16 protein-coding genes and 1 pseudogene are annotated in these 16,013 nt (G+C 73.8%); 11 read left to right on the top strand and 6 right to left on the bottom strand.

Translation table 11 applies throughout. From position 1 onward, the window contains the following. Window positions 1–49 precede the first annotated feature (49 nt). The 9 genes from ACOJVX_RS21345 to ACOJVX_RS21385 all read left to right on the top strand — a co-directional run bounded on the left by ACOJVX_RS21345 (window position 50) and on the right by ACOJVX_RS21385 (window position 9,612). The gene (locus tag ACOJVX_RS21345) at window positions 50–499 is read left to right on the top strand and encodes a MarR family winged helix-turn-helix transcriptional regulator (RefSeq protein ID WP_422647053.1); all 450 of its coding nucleotides are present in this window, start codon (window positions 50–52) and stop codon (window positions 497–499) included. Then, complete coding sequence (locus ACOJVX_RS21350; RefSeq protein ID WP_422647054.1) at window positions 496–2,280, top strand: DEAD/DEAH box helicase; 1,785 nt, start codon at window positions 496–498, stop codon at window positions 2,278–2,280. Before ACOJVX_RS21345 ends, ACOJVX_RS21350 begins: the two co-directional genes overlap by 4 nt. Further along, entirely contained in the window at window positions 2,277–2,906 is a 630-nt protein-coding gene (locus tag ACOJVX_RS21355; protein ID WP_051314011.1) for a hypothetical protein, read from the top strand. The genes ACOJVX_RS21350 and ACOJVX_RS21355 overlap by 4 nt, the downstream gene beginning before the upstream one ends. A 389-nt stretch (window positions 2,907–3,295) precedes the next feature. Then, complete coding sequence (locus ACOJVX_RS21360; protein WP_026419079.1) at window positions 3,296–4,237, top strand: DUF5996 family protein; 942 nt, start codon at window positions 3,296–3,298, stop codon at window positions 4,235–4,237. Window positions 4,238–4,663: 426 nt separating this feature from the next. Beyond that, window positions 4,664–5,872: a cytochrome P450 gene (locus ACOJVX_RS21365; protein ID WP_422647055.1), complete on the top strand. Its 1,209-nt coding sequence runs from the start codon at window positions 4,664–4,666 to the stop codon at window positions 5,870–5,872. Window positions 5,873–5,927: 55 nt separating this feature from the next. After that, window positions 5,928–6,149 (top strand): ferredoxin, encoded by a 222-nt coding sequence (locus tag ACOJVX_RS21370; protein ID WP_418153708.1) that lies wholly within the window; start codon window positions 5,928–5,930, stop codon window positions 6,147–6,149. 510 nt (window positions 6,150–6,659) lie between these two features. After that, a complete protein-coding gene (locus ACOJVX_RS21375) occupies window positions 6,660–7,622 on the top strand; it encodes a DUF418 domain-containing protein (RefSeq protein WP_035292198.1) in 963 nt (320 codons plus the stop codon). Between the two features lie 128 nt (window positions 7,623–7,750). After that, complete coding sequence (locus tag ACOJVX_RS21380) at window positions 7,751–8,938, top strand: histidine kinase (protein ID WP_155886149.1); 1,188 nt, start codon at window positions 7,751–7,753, stop codon at window positions 8,936–8,938. After that, complete coding sequence (locus tag ACOJVX_RS21385; RefSeq protein ID WP_026419081.1) at window positions 8,935–9,612, top strand: response regulator; 678 nt, start codon at window positions 8,935–8,937, stop codon at window positions 9,610–9,612. Before ACOJVX_RS21380 ends, ACOJVX_RS21385 begins: the two co-directional genes overlap by 4 nt. Before the next feature lie 79 nt (window positions 9,613–9,691). On the opposite strand, the gene ACOJVX_RS21390 is transcribed toward ACOJVX_RS21385, so the two are convergent. After that, window positions 9,692–10,333, bottom strand: coding sequence for a TetR/AcrR family transcriptional regulator (locus ACOJVX_RS21390; protein ID WP_051314013.1), 642 nt, complete (start codon window positions 10,331–10,333; stop codon window positions 9,692–9,694). A gap of 77 nt (window positions 10,334–10,410) precedes the next feature. On the opposite strand from ACOJVX_RS21390, the gene ACOJVX_RS21395 reads away from it, so the two are divergent. Together ACOJVX_RS21395 and ACOJVX_RS21400 are read left to right on the top strand one after the other, a co-directional pair. Beyond that, entirely contained in the window at window positions 10,411–11,607 is a 1,197-nt protein-coding gene (locus tag ACOJVX_RS21395) for an alpha/beta hydrolase (RefSeq protein ID WP_035292200.1), read from the top strand. Window positions 11,608–11,734: 127 nt separating this feature from the next. Next, window positions 11,735–12,193, top strand: a pseudogene (locus ACOJVX_RS21400) (TetR/AcrR family transcriptional regulator); the annotation flags it as partial. Window positions 12,194–12,435: 242 nt separating this feature from the next. On the opposite strand, the gene ACOJVX_RS21405 reads toward ACOJVX_RS21400, so the two are convergent. The 5 genes from ACOJVX_RS21405 to ACOJVX_RS21425 form a co-directional block, all read right to left on the bottom strand. Next, complete coding sequence (locus ACOJVX_RS21405) at window positions 12,436–14,094, bottom strand: PD-(D/E)XK nuclease family protein (RefSeq protein ID WP_418155708.1); 1,659 nt, start codon at window positions 14,092–14,094, stop codon at window positions 12,436–12,438. A gap of 276 nt (window positions 14,095–14,370) precedes the next feature. After that, the gene (locus ACOJVX_RS21410; RefSeq protein WP_418155707.1) at window positions 14,371–14,688 is read right to left on the bottom strand and encodes a hypothetical protein; all 318 of its coding nucleotides are present in this window, start codon (window positions 14,686–14,688) and stop codon (window positions 14,371–14,373) included. After that, window positions 14,660–14,926, bottom strand: a complete 267-nt coding sequence (locus tag ACOJVX_RS21415; protein WP_418155706.1) for a hypothetical protein — start codon at window positions 14,924–14,926, stop codon at window positions 14,660–14,662. The genes ACOJVX_RS21410 and ACOJVX_RS21415 overlap by 29 nt, the downstream gene beginning before the upstream one ends. Continuing rightward, window positions 14,908–15,444, bottom strand: a complete 537-nt coding sequence (locus tag ACOJVX_RS21420; RefSeq protein WP_337662302.1) for an AAA family ATPase — start codon at window positions 15,442–15,444, stop codon at window positions 14,908–14,910. Before ACOJVX_RS21420 ends, ACOJVX_RS21415 begins: the two co-directional genes overlap by 19 nt. Then, window positions 15,441–15,962 carry a hypothetical protein gene (locus ACOJVX_RS21425; protein WP_422647590.1) on the bottom strand — a complete coding sequence of 174 codons (522 nt, stop codon included), beginning with the start codon at window positions 15,960–15,962 and terminating at the stop codon, window positions 15,441–15,443. The genes ACOJVX_RS21420 and ACOJVX_RS21425 overlap by 4 nt, the downstream gene beginning before the upstream one ends. Between the last annotated feature and the right edge of the window lie 51 nt (window positions 15,963–16,013).

Below are 16,013 nucleotides of genomic sequence, written 5' to 3' on the forward strand. Positions count from 1 at the left end.
GAAACCTTAGTCACTAAGATTCTTGACGATTAAGCTATCATCGCGAACCGTGGATCGCGAAGCCCAGGTCGAGCGCATCGTCCGGCAACTCCCGCTCTGGATGTCCGCGGTGGACGCCGTGAACGACGGGATCGCCCGCGAGGCGGGGATCAGCGCCTCCGACCTCGCCTGCCTGCACGAGGTGATCGTCGACGGGCCCCTCCCGGCCGGCGAGCTCGCCCGGCGCCTCCGGCTGACCACCGGCGCCATCACGCACCTGGTGGAGCGGCTGGTGCGGGCCGGCTGGGTTCGACGGTTCCCCGACGACACCGACCGGCGCCGGGTGCTGGTCGAGGCGCTGCCGGGTACCGGGGAACGGGTGATGGCCAGCTACGCGCCCCTCGACCGGACGACCCGGACCACCCTCTCCGAGTTCACCGCCGACGAACTCGCCGTCATCGCCCGCTTCGTGGAAGGCAGCCTCGGGGCCACCCGAACCCTGGTGGACGGTGACGCGTGACCACCTCTCCCCAGTGGACCTACCTCCCCGACCGGGCCTGCTGGTTCGTGTGGTCGCCGAACGGCGGGGGCCCGGCCGCGCCCTCCCCGGACCTGCCCTCGGTGCGGGCCACCACCACCCTCGCGGTCCCGGACGGCGACGCGGTCGCACCCCGGGACGTCCAGGGCGTGGAGGTTCCGCTGCTGGCCGGGTGGGACTGGCTGGGCACTCGCCGGGCGGACCCCGCTGACGCGGGGTCCCTCGCCGGGTGGACCCTGCTGGCCCGCGACCCGACGCGCTCGGCGCTCCCGCTCCCGGTCGCCGCGCACTGCGCCCCGACCCCGGACGGGGGGCACGTCCGCACGGCGGCCGCCACCCGCGATGACGTCCTCGGCGCGCTGGCGCTCCTCGACGGCCTCCGGGGCGGTGGGTTCACCGGAAGCCTTCGTGGCTACCAACTGGCCGGTGTGCGATGGCTCGCCGGTCGGCGGTCGGGGGCGCTCCTGGCCGACGACATGGGCCTGGGCAAGACGGTGCAGGCGCTGGCCCTGATCGCGAACCACCTCGATGAGGCGCACCTCGTGGTCTGCCCCACCTCGGTGACCCCGACCTGGAGGCGGGAGGCCGCCCGCCACACGCCCGAGCTCCGCGTCCTCCGGGACGGCGAGGAGCCGCGACCGGGGACCCTCACGATCGTCTCCTACGCCCGCCTGCGCCGAGCTCCCCACCCGTTCGGCGACCGCCGGTGGGGGATCGTGGTCTGCGACGAGGCCCAGCAGGTCAAGAACCCCCGAACGCTGGCGCACCGCGCCGTCGCGGGGCTCGACGCCCGGTACCGGCTGGTGATGACCGGAACTCCGGTGGAGAACGACCTGGGCGACCTGTGGGCGCTGGCCCAGTTGGCCACCCCGGGCTCGCTGGGCACCCGCCGCCGGTTCCACGACCGCTACGTGGTCCCGATCCAACACCGGGGTTCACCCTCCGCCGCCGCGCGGCTGGCGGCGCTGACACGCGAGTTCGTGCTCCGCCGCACCAAGGCGGAAGTCGCCCCGGAGCTGCCCGACCGGCAGGTCGTGGACCTGCCCTGCCCGCTCAGCCGGGAACAGCGGCGGCTCTACCAGGCGGCGTTGGACGAGACGTTCACCGACGGCCTGGGAACCGGTCGCGGGCGGCGGGCCAGCGTGCTGGCGCTGCTGACCCGGCTCAAGCAGATCTGCAACCACCCCGCCCAGGCCCTCGGCCAGCGCGGCCCGCTGCCCGAGAGGTCCGGCAAGTTCGACCGGCTCGTGGAGATGCTCGACGAGTCCCTGGGCGGCGGCACCGGCTGCCTGGTCTTCACCCAGTACACGAGCATGGGCCGCCTCCTCGTCGACCACCTCGGACGGCGCCACGGTGTCACCGTCCCGTTCCTGCACGGCGGACTGACCTCGGATGCCCGGGACCGGATCGCGGGTGACTTCCAGGGCGGCGGCGGGCCGGGGGTACTGGTGTTGTCCCTGCGGGCCGCCGGCTTCGGCCTCACCCTGACCAGGGCGAGCACCGTCATCCACTACGACCGTTGGTGGAACCCCGCCGTCGAGGACCAGGCATCCGACCGGGCGCACCGCATCGGACAGGCCCAGCCCGTCACGATCTACACCCTGCGGACCGCCGGGACCCTGGAGGACCACATCGCCACCGTCCACGAGCGCAAACGAGGTCTGGCGGAGGCGGTCACCTCGGGCGGTGAGGCCGAGCTGCTCGCCCTCTCCGACGACCAGCTCCGCGATGTCCTCGCCCTCCGCCCGGGAGCCCCGTCGTGACCGCCGAGTTCGGTTCCACCGCATGGGGGAGGGCGTGGTTGCGGCGCCTCGAACCCGTGACCAGCGCCGGGCCCGACCCCGACCGGGTTCGCGCCCGCGGCCTCGCCAGGCGGGCCGTGCGGGACCTGCGCATCCGGGACAACCAGGTGAGCGCCGTGCTCAGCGAACGCGGTCGGGACCACGCGATCACGTTGACCGTGCCCGCGTGGTCGCCGGACGAGGTCCGGACGGCGCGCCGACGGCTGCGGTCGTCCGTCGGACCGCCCGGGGGGCTCCACGAGGACCTTCCCGACGACCTCGCCGCGGAGCTGGAGACCGCCGGCCCGCGCATCGCGCCCGACCTGGGCGAGCTCACCGCGACCAGCTCGACCGGCCCCCTTCGACGCGCCCACCTGCTGGCCGTCTGCTACGCCCTGGTCCAACGCGTCGACGAGGAGCCGGCTCTGGCGGTCCGGTTGCGGACGCCCGCCATCCAGGACGTACTCGCCCCACCCGCTCCCGCGCGGTCCTCGATGGTCCCGTTGGCCGAGCTCGACCCGCACGACTTCTACGACCCGCCCCCACCGGGTGGCAGTCGGCCGGGCCTGGATTCGCGGTCTGGTGGCGGTGGTCCCCGCGCCCGGTGACCGGCACGCCCACCCGCAAGACCCCGGCCCGAGGACGGCCACTTCCGGCCACCGGAGGTGGGCCGGGCGGGAGGACGTCCCGCCCCTGCCGCGTCGGATCCCGACCACGTGCCTCGTCCCCGGCGTGACCGGCGCCTCGGCGCCTCCGGCGGCGTGGTCCGCCGCGCCCCTCCCCGCCCGCCCCACGGGCTCCCCGCCGGGGTGACGCTGGCGGATGAGTACCCGGAACCTCGTTGACCAGCCGAGACGTCGACGGAGCCCACCCGCCGGAGGAGGTCGGGGCGGACGACGGCACAGCACGTGCCGCCCTGTCTCGACTGGTCTCGGTACACCACCCTGCCAGGACTGACCGACATGCGTCCCCCGGTCCCCGCGCCTACCGTCGGGACATGGAGACCCTTCCCGCGATCCCGCTGGCGGAGTGGCGGCCGACCAAGGAGACCCTGCACCGCTACCTCCAGGTCGTCGGCAAGATCCGACTGGCCGCCAGTGCCCGCCGCAACCACTGGTGGAACGTCCCCTTCCACCTGACGGGGCGGGGCCTGACCACGAGGCCGATGAGCGGCGGGGAGGACGACCGGATCTTCACGATCGACCTCGACCTCGTCGCACACGAGCTCCAGGTGGCGGCGCTCGACGGCCGGTCGGTCCGCTTCTCCCTGGTCGGGCGGTCGGTGGCATCGTTCCACGACCAGACCCTGTCGGCGCTCGACGAGCTGGGCGTTCCGGTGCGCATCCCCCTCGACCACCCCTTCGACCTGCCGGACCAGAACCGCCCCTTCACCGAGGACACGGAGCACCGCGTGTACGAGGCGGCGCACGCCCTGCGCTACTGGCAGGTCCTGAGTCGGGTCAACCTGCTGTTGGAGCGGTTCAGCGCGGAGTTCCGGGGGAAGATCAGCCCGGTACACCACTTCTGGCACACCTTCGACATCGCCGTCACCCGGTTCCGGGGACGACCGGTCCCCCAGTCGGCCGACACGGACCCGGTCACGAGGGAGGCGTACTCGGAGGAGGTCATCAGCGCGGGGTTCTGGTTCGGCGACGACCGGGTCCCCGAACCCACCTTCTACTCGTACACGGCACCAGAACCGGAGGGACTGACGGGCCACCCCCTGGAACCGGCCGCCGCCCGCTGGGTGGAGGGTGGCGGTGGGAGTCACCTCGCGGTCCTGCCCTACGACGCGGTGCGCACCGCACCGGACGCGGAGGACCAGGTCCTCGCCTTCTACCGCGGCGCGTACCGGGCAGGCGCGGCCAGCGCGGGGTGGGACGTCGACCAGCTCGCCTGCCCGGCTGGCATCACCGACCCGGTCCTGGCCCGGAGCTGAGGCCGGCCGACCACGACCGGCCCCCGGGATCGAGGTGGCCCCCCGAGGGCCCCACCCCGAGGAGCACCAGTCGAGACCAGTCGAGTCCGGTTCGGGGCGACGACGGCAGCCGGGGGCGGCAACACCGGACGAGGGGCGGCGGCCCGGGCGGATCGGGACCCCGGCCACGACGCACCCGGCGGCGGTGAGCGCGCTCCCGGAATCCAGGCACCCACCTCGGGTATGGACGCCCCGCGCGGCGTTGACCTAGGGTTCCGTCCCGAGTGGACGGGGTACTCCAGCGCCACCACCACGGTCCGCCCGTGGCAGCGGCTGGTGGAGCGGCGTCCGGGCGTCCCCGCGCTCGTCGGATCACGACCAGGCGGTTCCCGTCCGTCAGTCCGGCCGCGGCTGCCGGTCCCGGTGCCGCCACGAGGGAGCGCCACCATGTCGCCGGAACTCCGATTACCGCCCTACACCCTGTCCCGGGCGCCCGGCGCCCCGTTCGACCCCCCGGCTGAGCACACCGCCCAGTACGGGGACCAGCCCGTGGGCCGGGTGAGCATCTGGGACGGCAGGCTCGCGGTGTGGCTGGTGACCCGCTACGACGACGCCCGCGTCGTTCTCGGGGACCGCCGCTTCAGCGCGGCGCACGGCCACCCCTGCTACCCGAGCAGGTTCGAGGCGGAACCCCCTCGGCCCCGTGTCTTCTTCTCCTCCCAGGACCCGCCCGAACACGGCGCCCTGCGCTCCCTGGTGGCACGGGACTTCCTGGCAAGGCGGGTGACCGCACTGCGCCCCACGATCCAGCGGCTGGCTGACCAGCTGCTCGACGAGATGGCCAGCGAGAACCCCCCGGTGGACCTCGTCGGGCGGTTCGCCCAGCCCCTGCCCTCGCTGGTCATCTGCGATCTGCTCGGCGTCCCCTACCAGGACCACGACTTCTTCCAACGTGCCGCGTCGACGGTCATCAGCCTGCACGTTCCGATGGAGGAGAAGCTCCGGTCCTTCGAGGCCCTGCGCGCCTTCCTCCGTGACGTGGTCAACGACAAGCGCGGCGCCCCGGAGGACGACGTGCTCAGCCGCCTCGCGGTCCGGGTGCGGGCCGGCGAGCTCACCGCCGGGGACGCGGCGGACCTGGGTGTCTTCCTGCTCAACACCGGGCACGAGACCACGGCGAACATGATCGGGCTGGGGGTGGCCGCGCTCCTGGACCACCCCGACCAGATCCCCCTGGTGGTGGCCGACGACGACTCCACGGCGCGCGCCGTGGAGGAGTTGCTGCGCTACCTGACGATCATCCACGCGGGCCAGCGCCGGTTCGCGACCGAGGATGTCGACCTCGGGGGTGTCACGATCCGCGCGGGCGACGGCGTCGTGGTGTCGCTCCCGGCGGCCAACCGGGACCCCTCGGCCTTCCCTGGTTCCCCGCCGGACCGGCTGGACGTGACGCGGCGGGCACGGCACCACCTGGCCTTCGGCCACGGGGACCACCTGTGCCTGGGGCAGCAGCTCGCGAGGGCGGAGCTGCGGATCGCGTTGCGCTCGCTGTTCGAGCGGTTTCCGGGTCTCCGGCTGGCCACCCCGCTCGAGCGGATCCCGTTCAAGCACGACGCCCAGATCTACGGGGTGCACGCGCTCCCGGTCCGTTGGTGACCGGGTTCGACGTCGTGACGGGGTGAGCACCCCGGTGTCTGGGAGGGGGTCCGTGATGCGGGTCAACGTCGACGTGGACGTCTGTCGCACCGCCGGGCAGTGCGTGGTGCTCGCGCCCGACGTCGTCGACCAGTCGGCGGAGGCCGGGCGGGTCATCCCGCTCGCCGCCCCGGCGGAGGCACTGGCGGCGGGGGTTCGGGAGGGCCACCGTCGCCTGCCCTGCCCTGCCCCGCATCCGGCTCACGCCCATCCGAGCGGAGGACCGGCACTCCGGTGACGTCGTCCATGCCGATCGGCCACGCCGGCGGCGTGGGGCCAGCGCGTCGCCGGCGGCCGCCGGGCCGGCGCGGCCACCCGAACGGCACAGCAGCTGGCGGGGACCCCGTGTCAGCGGACACGGCGGACCGGAGCGTGACGCCGCACGCTGCCCGGTGCGACTTCCCCGGCCCCGCGCGGCGGGACGCCCCGGCGTCCGGCCAGCCCCGGGTGGTGCCCGGGACCTCGGCTCCCGTCCGGGGCGGGCGCGTCGTGACCTCCCCGCGCGGCGGGTCCGGGCCCCCGACACCCCGACGACTTCCCCGGCCCCGAGCAGGCCGAGGGGGTCGGCTACCGCCGCCACCTCGGACGGTGCCTCCGCCTCGGGGAGGAGCCGGATCTCGTCATCGCGGGGGAGGCGGGCGCGGGCGCGGTGCGCCACCATCCACGCATGTCCTCGTTCCCAACACGTCCTAGCTCCACAACGACCACGGAGTCAGCACCGCCCGCCCCGGTACGTCCCCAGGGCAGGGTGCACGCCCTCGACGCGCTTCGAGGCTTCGCGCTGTGCGGGATCATCTTCGTCAACATCCCGCAGACCCTCGACATGATGCCGGTGCTCGGGGACGCACCCGAAGTCCTGCGCCTGTTCGTGGTCGGCAGGTTCTACCCGATCTTCTTCCTGCTCTTCGGCGTGGGTTTCGGCCTCTTCCTGCGCTCGGCGGCCAAGCGCACCGACCGTCCCCGGCCGCTGCTGGTGCGCCGGCTGGTGGCTCTCGGCGTGGTGGGAGCCCTGCACCACCTGCTGCAACCCGGTGAGGTGCTGCTGCCCTTCGCGGTCACGGGCCTGCTGGTGCTGCTGCCGCTCAGCTTCTGCTCCGGCAGGGTCAACCTGGTCGTCGGTCTCCTGTTGACGGTCCTGGGGCTGGTGGCCGGCGTCGGAGGGCTCGGGCTGCTGCCCGGCCTCTTCGTGCTGGGTTTCGCCTTCGCGCAGCTCGGGGTGGCGACCCGTCTCCCCGAACGGACGACGGCGCTCGTCGTCTCCTCGGTGGTCGCGGCGGTGGTCGCCGCCGGCTCGTACTGGGTGGTGGTCCACAGCGGCGCCGCCGAGGGGGTGACCCGCCGCGTCGGTCTGCTGTTCTCGTTCTCGATGGCCGCCGCCTACGCCGCCGCGTTCCTCGCACTGCTGGCGGTCCCCGTGCTGGGGTCGGCCCTGACCGCGCTGCTGGCCCCGCTGGGCCGGCTGGCGTTGACGAACTACCTCTCCGCGACCCTGCTGTTCGTGGCGTTGGGAACGGCGCTCGGTCTCCCCGGCTCCTCCCACTGGGCCGTCGCCACCGCGCTCGGGGCCGGCATCCTGCTGGCCCAGGCGGTCTGGAGCCCGCTGTGGACCCGCCACTTCCGCTACGGCCCAGCTGAGTGGGCGTGGCGTTGCGTGACCTACTGGCGGTGGCTGCCAGCACGGGTGGCACCGGCGGACGGCGCCTCCCGGTGAGGAATTCCGGTGGGCGGCGCGGGCCGGCGGGCGGCCGGCCCGCGCTGGCACCAACCCGGCGGGTCCGGTGGTGGACGCGGGCCCTGACCGCCGCCGGGGCACGAACCCCCGTCGCCAGGGACGCGGTCGTGGCCCTGGGACTGGCGCTCCTGCTCGTGGTGGTCCGGGTCGGGGCGGCGCTGGCCGTCAACGGCGGCATCCTGCCGGAGCCGCTGTGGACCGTCGTCCTGATGAACCTCGTCGCCAGCGCCGACGTGGCGGTCCTCGCGATTCGGCGGCTCGTGCCCCGCACCGCGCTCGTGCTGGCCACCGTCGTCGTCCTGGTGGCCTCGCTACCGCCCTTCGTCTACCCGGGCACCGGTCTCGGGCTGGTGGTGTGCGCCTACACGGTGGGGAGCCTGTTGCCCCGCCGGCGGGTCGTGCTCACACTCGCCGTCCTCGCCCTGGTCCACGCGGTGGGTGGTCTGCTGTCGGTCGCGGTGCTCGACGGCCGCATCACCCCGCTGCCGACCTTCTGGGGCAACGACGGCACCAACGCGCGCAACCTGCTGCTGGCGTCGCTGTTCTCCTACGGCCTGGCCGGCCTCCTCGGGCTCTACACGCGGACACGGCGGGACTACCTCGACGAACTGGCCGCCAGGGTCGACCGGCTGACCGCCGAACGCGCCGAACGCGCCAAGGCCGCGGTGCGGGAGGAGCGCGCCAGGATCGCCAGGGAACTGCACGACGTCGCGGCCCACGACCTCTCCGCGATCGTCGTCCAGGCTGGGGCCGCGGACCGGCTGGTGGACCGCGACCCCGCCCTGGTGCGGGAGGCCTTGCGGGGCATCCGAGGTCAGGGGCGGGCGACGCTGTCGGCGATGCGGCAGCTGGTGGGCATCCTGCGCACCGACGCCCCCGAGGACGACCAGGGCCCGCTGCCCTCGATGGGGTCGGTCGAGGAGCTGGTGGAGGAGGCACGGCGAGCCGGGACGGTGGTCACGCTGTCGGTGTCCGGCCCCGAGCAACCGCTCCCGGTGGCGGTGGACGTCGCCGCCTACCGGCTGGTGCAGGAGGCGATCAGCAACGCCCGCCAGCACTCCCCCGGCGCCGAGGTGGCGGTCGTCGTGGTCCGGTCTCCCGAGGGTCTCGAGGTGGCGGTGCGCAACGGCGCCGCCACCACCGGTGGGGATGCGACGGGCTCCGGTGGCTACGGTCTGATGGGTATGCGGGAACGGGTGCGGCAGACCTCGGGTCGGCTGCGGGTCGGACCGACGGCGGACGGGGGTTGGCTGGTGACGGCGTGGTTCCCGACGGAACCGGAGGGGCGGGAGTGACGGTTCGGGTGCTGCTGGCCGATGACCAGGCGATGGTTCGCGCAGGGCTGCGCACCATCCTGGAGGCCGAGCCGGACCTGGCGGTGGTGGGCGAGGCCGCGGACGGCGACCAGGCCGTCCGCGAGGCACTGCGCACCCGGCCGGACGTGCTCCTGCTCGACGTGCGCATGCCGGGCACCGACGGCATCACGGCGTTGGAACGGCTGGCGGACGCCGGGCTCGATCCTCCGGTGTCGGTGCTGGTGGTGACGACCTTCGACCTGGACGAGTACGTCTTCGCGGCGTTGCGGGCGGGGGCGAGCGGCTTCCTGCTCAAGGACGTGGAACCGGACGAGCTGGTGGCCGCCGTGCGCACCACCGCCCGCGGCGAGGGACTCATCTCGCCGAGGGTGACCCGCCGGTTGATCGCCGAGTTCGCCCGTCGGTCGACCGACCCACCACCACGCGAGCCCACGCCGCTGCCCGCGCACCCGGGACTGACCGAACGGGAACGCGAGATCCTCGTGCTGGTCGCGCGGGGCCTGTCCAACGCCGAGATCGCCGCGACCCTGGTCGTGGGGCAGTCCACGGTGAAGACGCACGTCGGGAACCTGCTGGCCAAGCTGGGCTGCCGCGACCGGGTGCAGGCGGTCGTCCTCGCCTACGAACACGGTCTGGTCCGTCCCGGCGGCTAGCCCGGGACAGGGCAGGTCGGGTGCCGGGGGTGCCGGGGGTGCCGGGGGTGCCGGGGGTGCCGGGGGTGCCGGGGAAGGGTCAGTGCGCGGTCTCGTCCCCACCGGTGGTGGGTCGCCCCACCTTCGTGGTCAACGCCCGGACCGCCGCGTCCACCGCCGCCAGGTGCACCGCCCGCTCCTCGGGTGCGGGTCGCAACAGCAGCGACCACATCAGCCCGTCCATCAACGCGATGACCAGGCACGCCAGGGCCTCGTGGTCGTGGCCGGCTGGCAGTTCGCCCACGGATTCCGCGTAGGCGAACACCCGGGCCAGCTGGTCCCTGGCCGGGCGGTCGAGTGCGGTGATCACGGCCCGGAACGCGGGGTCCACGACCGCGCGGGCGGAGAAGGCGGCCCAGATCCGGGACTCGGCGAGCCGGCCGTCGTCGAGGGGGAGGTACTCGACGACGGCCGCCCGGAGCGCGTCGGGGAAGGACATCAGACCGGGGCCGAGGCGGATCTCCGCCATGCGGCTGGCGGCCCGGCTGATGGCGGTCTCCAGTGCGAACCGCAACATTTCGTCCTTGCTGCGGAAGTAGCGCTGGACCGCGCCGACCGAGCACCCGGCCTCCGCCGAGACGGTTCGGACGCTGACCGCCTCCAACCCCTCGCGCTCGATGATGCGGAGCAGGGCGTCCGCCACGTGGTGGCGGCGTTCCTCACGGTCGACGTGCCTCGGCATACCCCCAGTCTCGCGCATACCCCCACGTAGGAATACAGTCGTATTCGATACGAACGTATTCCTACGTGGGAGGTTCCATGTCCAACACCGCGAGCGGCCGCTCACGCCAAGCCGGCCGGTGGCTCGCCCTCACCGGTGGCGCGGCGACGGGCCTGGCCGGGGCGGCGGCCGCCGCCACCGCGCTCCTCCCCATGCCGAGCCTCGAATGGTGGGCGGTGGGTCTTCTGGTGTTGGAGTTCAGCCTGCTGGTCAGCGCGGCGGGAGTCCTGGGCCTGGTCCTCGGCCTCCTGGGCGGACGACGCGCCAGCGGCCGGGGGAGGCGCTGGACCGCCACCGCCGTCGTCGCGGTGAACCTCGCGCTGGTCGTCTCGGGGGCCCTACCCGGCCTGTCCGCCTGGTCCACCGCGCGGGACCTCGGCGCCCCCCTGACCCTCGGCGGCTACCTCGACGGGCTCAGCGGCGAGGCGGACCGGGGCCCCGACGCGACCGTCCGCTACGCGGAGGTGGACGGCGAGGACCTGATGCTGGACGTGTGGCGGCCCACCACCGAACCCGCACCCGACCGCCCGCACCCCGTCGTCGTGAACGTCCACGGTGGAGCCGAGGACGCCCCGCAGAGCCCCTTCCCCCGGTGGGACGTCTGGCTCACCGAGCTCGACCACGTGGTCTTCGACGTCGACTACCGGTTCTTCCGCGACGGCGACTGGCGGACGCCGCCCGGCGACCTCAAGTGCGCGCTGGGCTGGATCGCGGCCAACGCCGAACGGTACGGGGCGGACCCGGACCGCATCACCGTGATGGGCCAGTCGGCCGGCGGGTACCTGGGGTTGCTCGCCTCGTACACGACCACCGAGGAGCTGGGGCCGACCTGCGACGCCCCGGCGGAGCCGGCGGAGGTGTCCGCCGTCATCGCCTGGTACGCGCCCGGGGACGCGACAGCGGAGATCAGCAAGCACCCGAGGTTGGGCGAGGGCGTGTGGCGCCAGCTGAGCGAGGAGACCTGGCGACTGGCCGACGAGGACTGGGTGCCCGCCTCTCCCAGCAGCTACCTGCGCCCCGACCTGCCGCCCACCCTGCTCATCCAGGGCGGGCGGGACGTCCTCCAACGGGCCGAGCGGACCCGGGCGTTCGCCGACCTGCTGGAGGAGGCCGGCGTCGACCACACCCTGGTGGAGATCCCCTACGCCGACCACCAGTTCGACCTCAGCTGGGGCGGTTTCGGCAGCCAGCTCGCCCGACACGCCATCAGCGAGTTCCTGACCACCCACGGGTGAGCGCGCTCAGCTGGGCGGCCGAGGCGGCCAACCCGGCTGGAGCACCCGACGGCCCGGTTCCGGGGCCGTGAACGCCACGGGGAGCAGGACGGTTCGTCTCGTCCCGCTCCCCGTGCCCTGTGCGCGGATGAGCACCCGGAAGGCGCCCGACTCCCGGCGGCACGGCGAACGGTCCCGCCAGGCGATCCTGTCCGCGACAAGGGACCTCATCGTCGAGCTCGGCTACCCCGGGGTCACCGTCGAGGCGATCGCGGCACGAGCCGGGGTGGGCGAGGCGACCATCTACCGGTGGTGGCCCACGAAGGGCGCGGTCGTCCTCCACTCGATCCTGGCCCTCAGCTCGCCAGACGAGGAAGACCAGGTCATGCTCCCCGACACCGGGGACCTCGAAGCCGACCTCCGCGCCGTGTCGCGGGCGACCGTCGCCGAGTTCGCCGCCCCCGCCTTCGAGCCGCCGAGCCGCGCGCTGAACACCGAGATCGCCGACGATCCCGAGCTGGCGGCCTCCTACGGGGAACGGCTCGGCGGGCCCCTGGAGCGGGCGAAGCGGGAGCGCCTCCGATCCGCGCGGCGGGCCGGACAACTCGCGGCGGACGCCGACCTCGACCTGGTGCTCGACCTGCTGTACGCGCCCGTCCACCATCGTGGGCCGCCGCGGAGCGGACCGCTCGCCCGGAGTACGCGGACGCGCTGGTCACCGCGGTCCGCGCCGCCTTCCGACCGGCCTGACGCCGCCTCGCCGCCCTCGGACGTCCCCGTTGGCACGCGGCGGCGGCACCCACCGACCGCGCTCCCGAACCCGCCAGCCCCGATCCGCCCCCGGCGCGGTCAGAACGGCGGCGCCTCCACGGCGACGGCGGCGGCGCCACTCGCGCGGGACGCCGAGGCCACCTCCGCCGGGCGTTCCCCCCTGCTCGGGCACCACCCGCCGACCGGGCAGGTCCCACAGGCGGACGAGGGGCGAGGCCGGAAGTCGAGATCACGGCTCCAGGGCGCCGCCGCGTCCGCCACCCGGCGACGGGCGGCCGCGAGTAGGGCCTCATCGGTGACGTCGACCGTGTACACCCGAGCCTCCTCCCGACCCAACACCTCCAGCTCCACCGCTGCCCCACCCTGGTGCGCGTCGGCCCGCACCACCGCCGCCAGCATCAGCACGTCCACCGCCAGCGCCAGGTAACGGACCATCGCGTCCTCGACGCCGGCCGGCAGATGCCCGAGGGTGCTCTTGGTCTCCCGCCACCGCCGTGCCGCACCCGCCCGGTAGACGAGGTCCGGACTGGCGGCCACCACGACGTCCGCCGTCGAGTCGTGGACCCGGTGGACCGGTTCCACCCGAACCGACGCCACCGCCTCACCGCGCAGCGGGCACCGGTCAACGTGCTGGCGGAGGAACGGCCACGCCGCCTCGTACTCCGAGTCGGTCAACACCTCCTGGTGGGCGGGCACCCCGGTGCCCGGTTCGGGAAGGTCCTCGACCACGCAGGCGACGGCGTCCGGCCTCGCGTGCGCGGCGGCCAGCCACCGGTGCACCGCGAGACCGCGCAGCTGCGCCGGCCCGACGCCGTCCTCCTTCGGCAGGTGCAGCACGTTGTCGCCGAAGTAGCGGGCCGGACAGCCGTGGTACCGGTCCAGTTCGGACGCGCTGACCGACCGGGTGTGGGTGGCGGGTTCGGCCAGGCCCAGCAACCCCGCCGCCCTCGGCATCGCGGGACACGTGGAAAGCCAACCGCACTGGTCGCAGTCGCGCCCCGGGCTCAGGCGGGTACCGCTGATGAGCTCGGCGATGACCGGACGCGCCTCCCGCTGGTAGAAGTCCCGCACCTGCGCCTGGGAACCGAGGTCGGCCACCACCGCCGTTCCACCGTCCCCCAGGCCCACCTCGACGACCGTCACCCGGTCCGGCCGCCCGTCGCCCTGCCGTCCGTCCGCCGTCGTCCCGTCCAGCGCGAGCTTGGCCGCCACGGCCGCCCACCGGTGGCTCTCCGCGCCGTCGCGGGCGGAGCCCACCCGCAGCCGACGCACCTCCCGCAGCGCACCGTCCGGGCTCTCGTAGTACAGGCCCCAGGCCGTCAGTTCCCGGTTCCCGTGCGTGATCTGCCGTTCACCGACCAGGGACAGCGGCCCCACCTCGTCGACCCGCTCGTCGTGGGCCTCCAGGTAGTTCCAGACCGCCGCGTCCAGGAAGCTCCGGGCCAGCGCGTGGAGGGTGACTCCGCTCCTGCTGACCTCCCGCCCCGCCGCGCGGATCGCCTCCTGCTCGTCAACACCCCGGTGCACCGAGGTGACCGCGCCGACCACGGCACCGAGCAGGAACGGCCACGGCTCGGGACGGCGGACGGACCTGTCCGCCGGAGCCACCCCGGGACGGGTCGCCAGGTTCAGCCGCCCGGGGCAACCGCCCCCCACCTGGTCGAGAAGGGAAGCCTTCACCCGCACCCGGTCCGGGCGCCCCCGGTAGGCCAGGTCCGCCGGCAACGGCTCGCTCATGTCGTCCTCCTCCCAGTGGGCGGGCGCCCGACACGTCCCGCCCCGCGTCCCGAGCCCGGACGGGGCTGGTGCCGTGGCCGCCCACCGCCTCCGGAAGCCGCGTGGTGTCCAGCCCTGGAGCGCGATGCGCGCTCGCGGCCCCCACGCCGTGGTTGGGCGGTCAGCGCGCGCCAGCCGATCACCCCGCCTGTATACCAACACCGAGGCGCGTGATCCCGGCTGGTCGTCGCCCCACCACTCGCCCTGGTCCGACCGGTCACCCGCATGGCGGGGGTCTCACCTGCCCAGGCGCGCCGCCACCTTGTCGATCTCGTCCACCATCTCCCGCCAACCCCGCAGCCGTGAGACGGGGCCCGCGGGATCAAGCCCGTTCAGCAGTTCGCGGCGGTGGGAGTTGCACCGCTGCCGCACCTCGCGGCGTCGACGGCCAGTCGCGGCAGCGGCCTCGAGCAGGCACCGCTGGAGGCGTTCCTTCGGGTTGCCGATCCGTTCCACCTCGCCCGGCGGCGGCAGCGGGATCGGCTGCCTGCCCCTCGGGTTCCCCGCCCGCTGCCTGATCGCGGCCTCATCCAGCAGGAGCCACGACTCCGTCATCCGATATCGGTACCACCGGGATCGCCTCCTGCGCGACGGAGCAGGAGGCGACCGCGTCCAGGATCTCGTTCCGCCGGGCATCCGAGCCCGCGTTGTCCGCGTCGCGGTGCACGACCAGGACAACCACCGGCTCCGACCTCAGCAGGTCCCGGAGGCAGTAGTCACGGCGTCTCGGCAGGTCCTTGGGGACGCGGGGCAGCTTCGTGAAGTCCGGTGTGCTCAGCCCGCAGCGGGACATCCCGTTCGAGGAAGGGCGTCTCCACGAGGCGCGCCAACGGTAGGTCCGAGGTCCCCTCGGCCAGGAAGAGTCCGGAGTACGAGGAATTCATGCCAACCCTCCTCGAAGAGCTGGGTCTGGGCACCGGGCGGCGTGACCAGGTAGGCAAGGACGTCGACTTCGGAGAAGCTCTCGCCGCGTCCGTCGTTGGCCCGGTCGCGCCAGGAACGGCGGAACGGCAGCAACGACAGCGCCGACACGATCCTCCCGTCAGGGAGTCGGCGGGGACGGAGATCGGCGAGGAGCAGATCGTCCTGGGAACACTGGCGCACGACACCCGGGGAATGGGTGTTGACGATGACCTGGCGGAACGGGTTGTCCGGATCGGGCTCCTCGCTGGCGTCCACGGCGAGGTCGCGGATGAGATCCACCACCGCCGACAGGTTCGCGGGATTCACGCCGTTCTCCGGCTCCTCCATGCAGATCAGCCCGGTGAACGTGGGGTCCTCCATCAACACGCAGAGCGCGAGGAACCTCAGGGTCCCCTCGGAAAGCCCGCGAGCGGGTAGCCGAAATCCCCCTTCTCCTGGAGGAGGAGCGTGAACACCTCGCGCACTGGATCCGGTTCCACGGCCAGTCGTTCGGCGCCGACCCCCACCAGGTCCGTCAGCCGGTCCACCACCCGCGCGAAGACGGCCTCGGGATCGTCCTGCCCGGCCGCACCGCCCGCCTTCTCGGTGGCGATCCGGTGCAGTGTCGAGGCCAGGTGCTTCCCGCTGGTACTCATCGACCTCGGCGCGGAGAAGGCGTCCGGAGCCCGCAGGGCGGAGGGCTCGAGCGCGAGCCTCCTCCAACTCCGCATCTCGCGCCGAGCCGCGAGGATCGTCGAGTAGTCGTTCGTGGTCACGGTGCTCAGCACGGTCCGTCCGGTACGCGCGGCGGCCCGAGGCTGGGGTTTCCCCCGGCTCCCCCCGTCGCCGTGCACGTTGATGACGGTCCCGTTCTCCCGCTCCTCCGTGGACAGGTAGGGCCCACCTGACCGCCGCCCCCTGACCACGCTGTCCCGGAACCGCTTCGACGGGCCGAACGGCAGGTGCCGCGCGGCCTC

It is taken from the genome of Actinoalloteichus caeruleus, assembly GCF_049311605.1.
In the GTDB taxonomy this organism is placed as follows: Bacteria; Actinomycetota; Actinomycetes; order Mycobacteriales; family Pseudonocardiaceae; genus Actinoalloteichus_B; species Actinoalloteichus_B caeruleus.

Excerpts from the sequence above, each read along its gene's own strand:
- ACOJVX_RS21360 (WP_026419079.1), top strand. The coding sequence starts at position 3,296 with ATGGAGACCCTTCCCGCGATCCCGCTGGCGGAGTGGCGGCCGACCAAG.
- ACOJVX_RS21365 (WP_422647055.1), top strand. The coding sequence starts at position 4,664 with ATGTCGCCGGAACTCCGATTACCGCCCTACACCCTGTCCCGGGCGCCC.
- ACOJVX_RS21370 (WP_418153708.1), top strand. The coding sequence starts at position 5,928 with ATGCGGGTCAACGTCGACGTGGACGTCTGTCGCACCGCCGGGCAGTGC.
- ACOJVX_RS21390 (WP_051314013.1), bottom strand. The coding sequence starts at position 10,333 with ATGCCGAGGCACGTCGACCGTGAGGAACGCCGCCACCACGTGGCGGAC.
- ACOJVX_RS21395 (WP_035292200.1), top strand. The coding sequence starts at position 10,411 with ATGTCCAACACCGCGAGCGGCCGCTCACGCCAAGCCGGCCGGTGGCTC.
- ACOJVX_RS21405 (WP_418155708.1), bottom strand. The coding sequence starts at position 14,094 with ATGAGCGAGCCGTTGCCGGCGGACCTGGCCTACCGGGGGCGCCCGGAC.
- ACOJVX_RS21410 (WP_418155707.1), bottom strand. The coding sequence starts at position 14,688 with ATGACGGAGTCGTGGCTCCTGCTGGATGAGGCCGCGATCAGGCAGCGG.
- ACOJVX_RS21415 (WP_418155706.1), bottom strand. The coding sequence starts at position 14,926 with ATGTCCCGCTGCGGGCTGAGCACACCGGACTTCACGAAGCTGCCCCGC.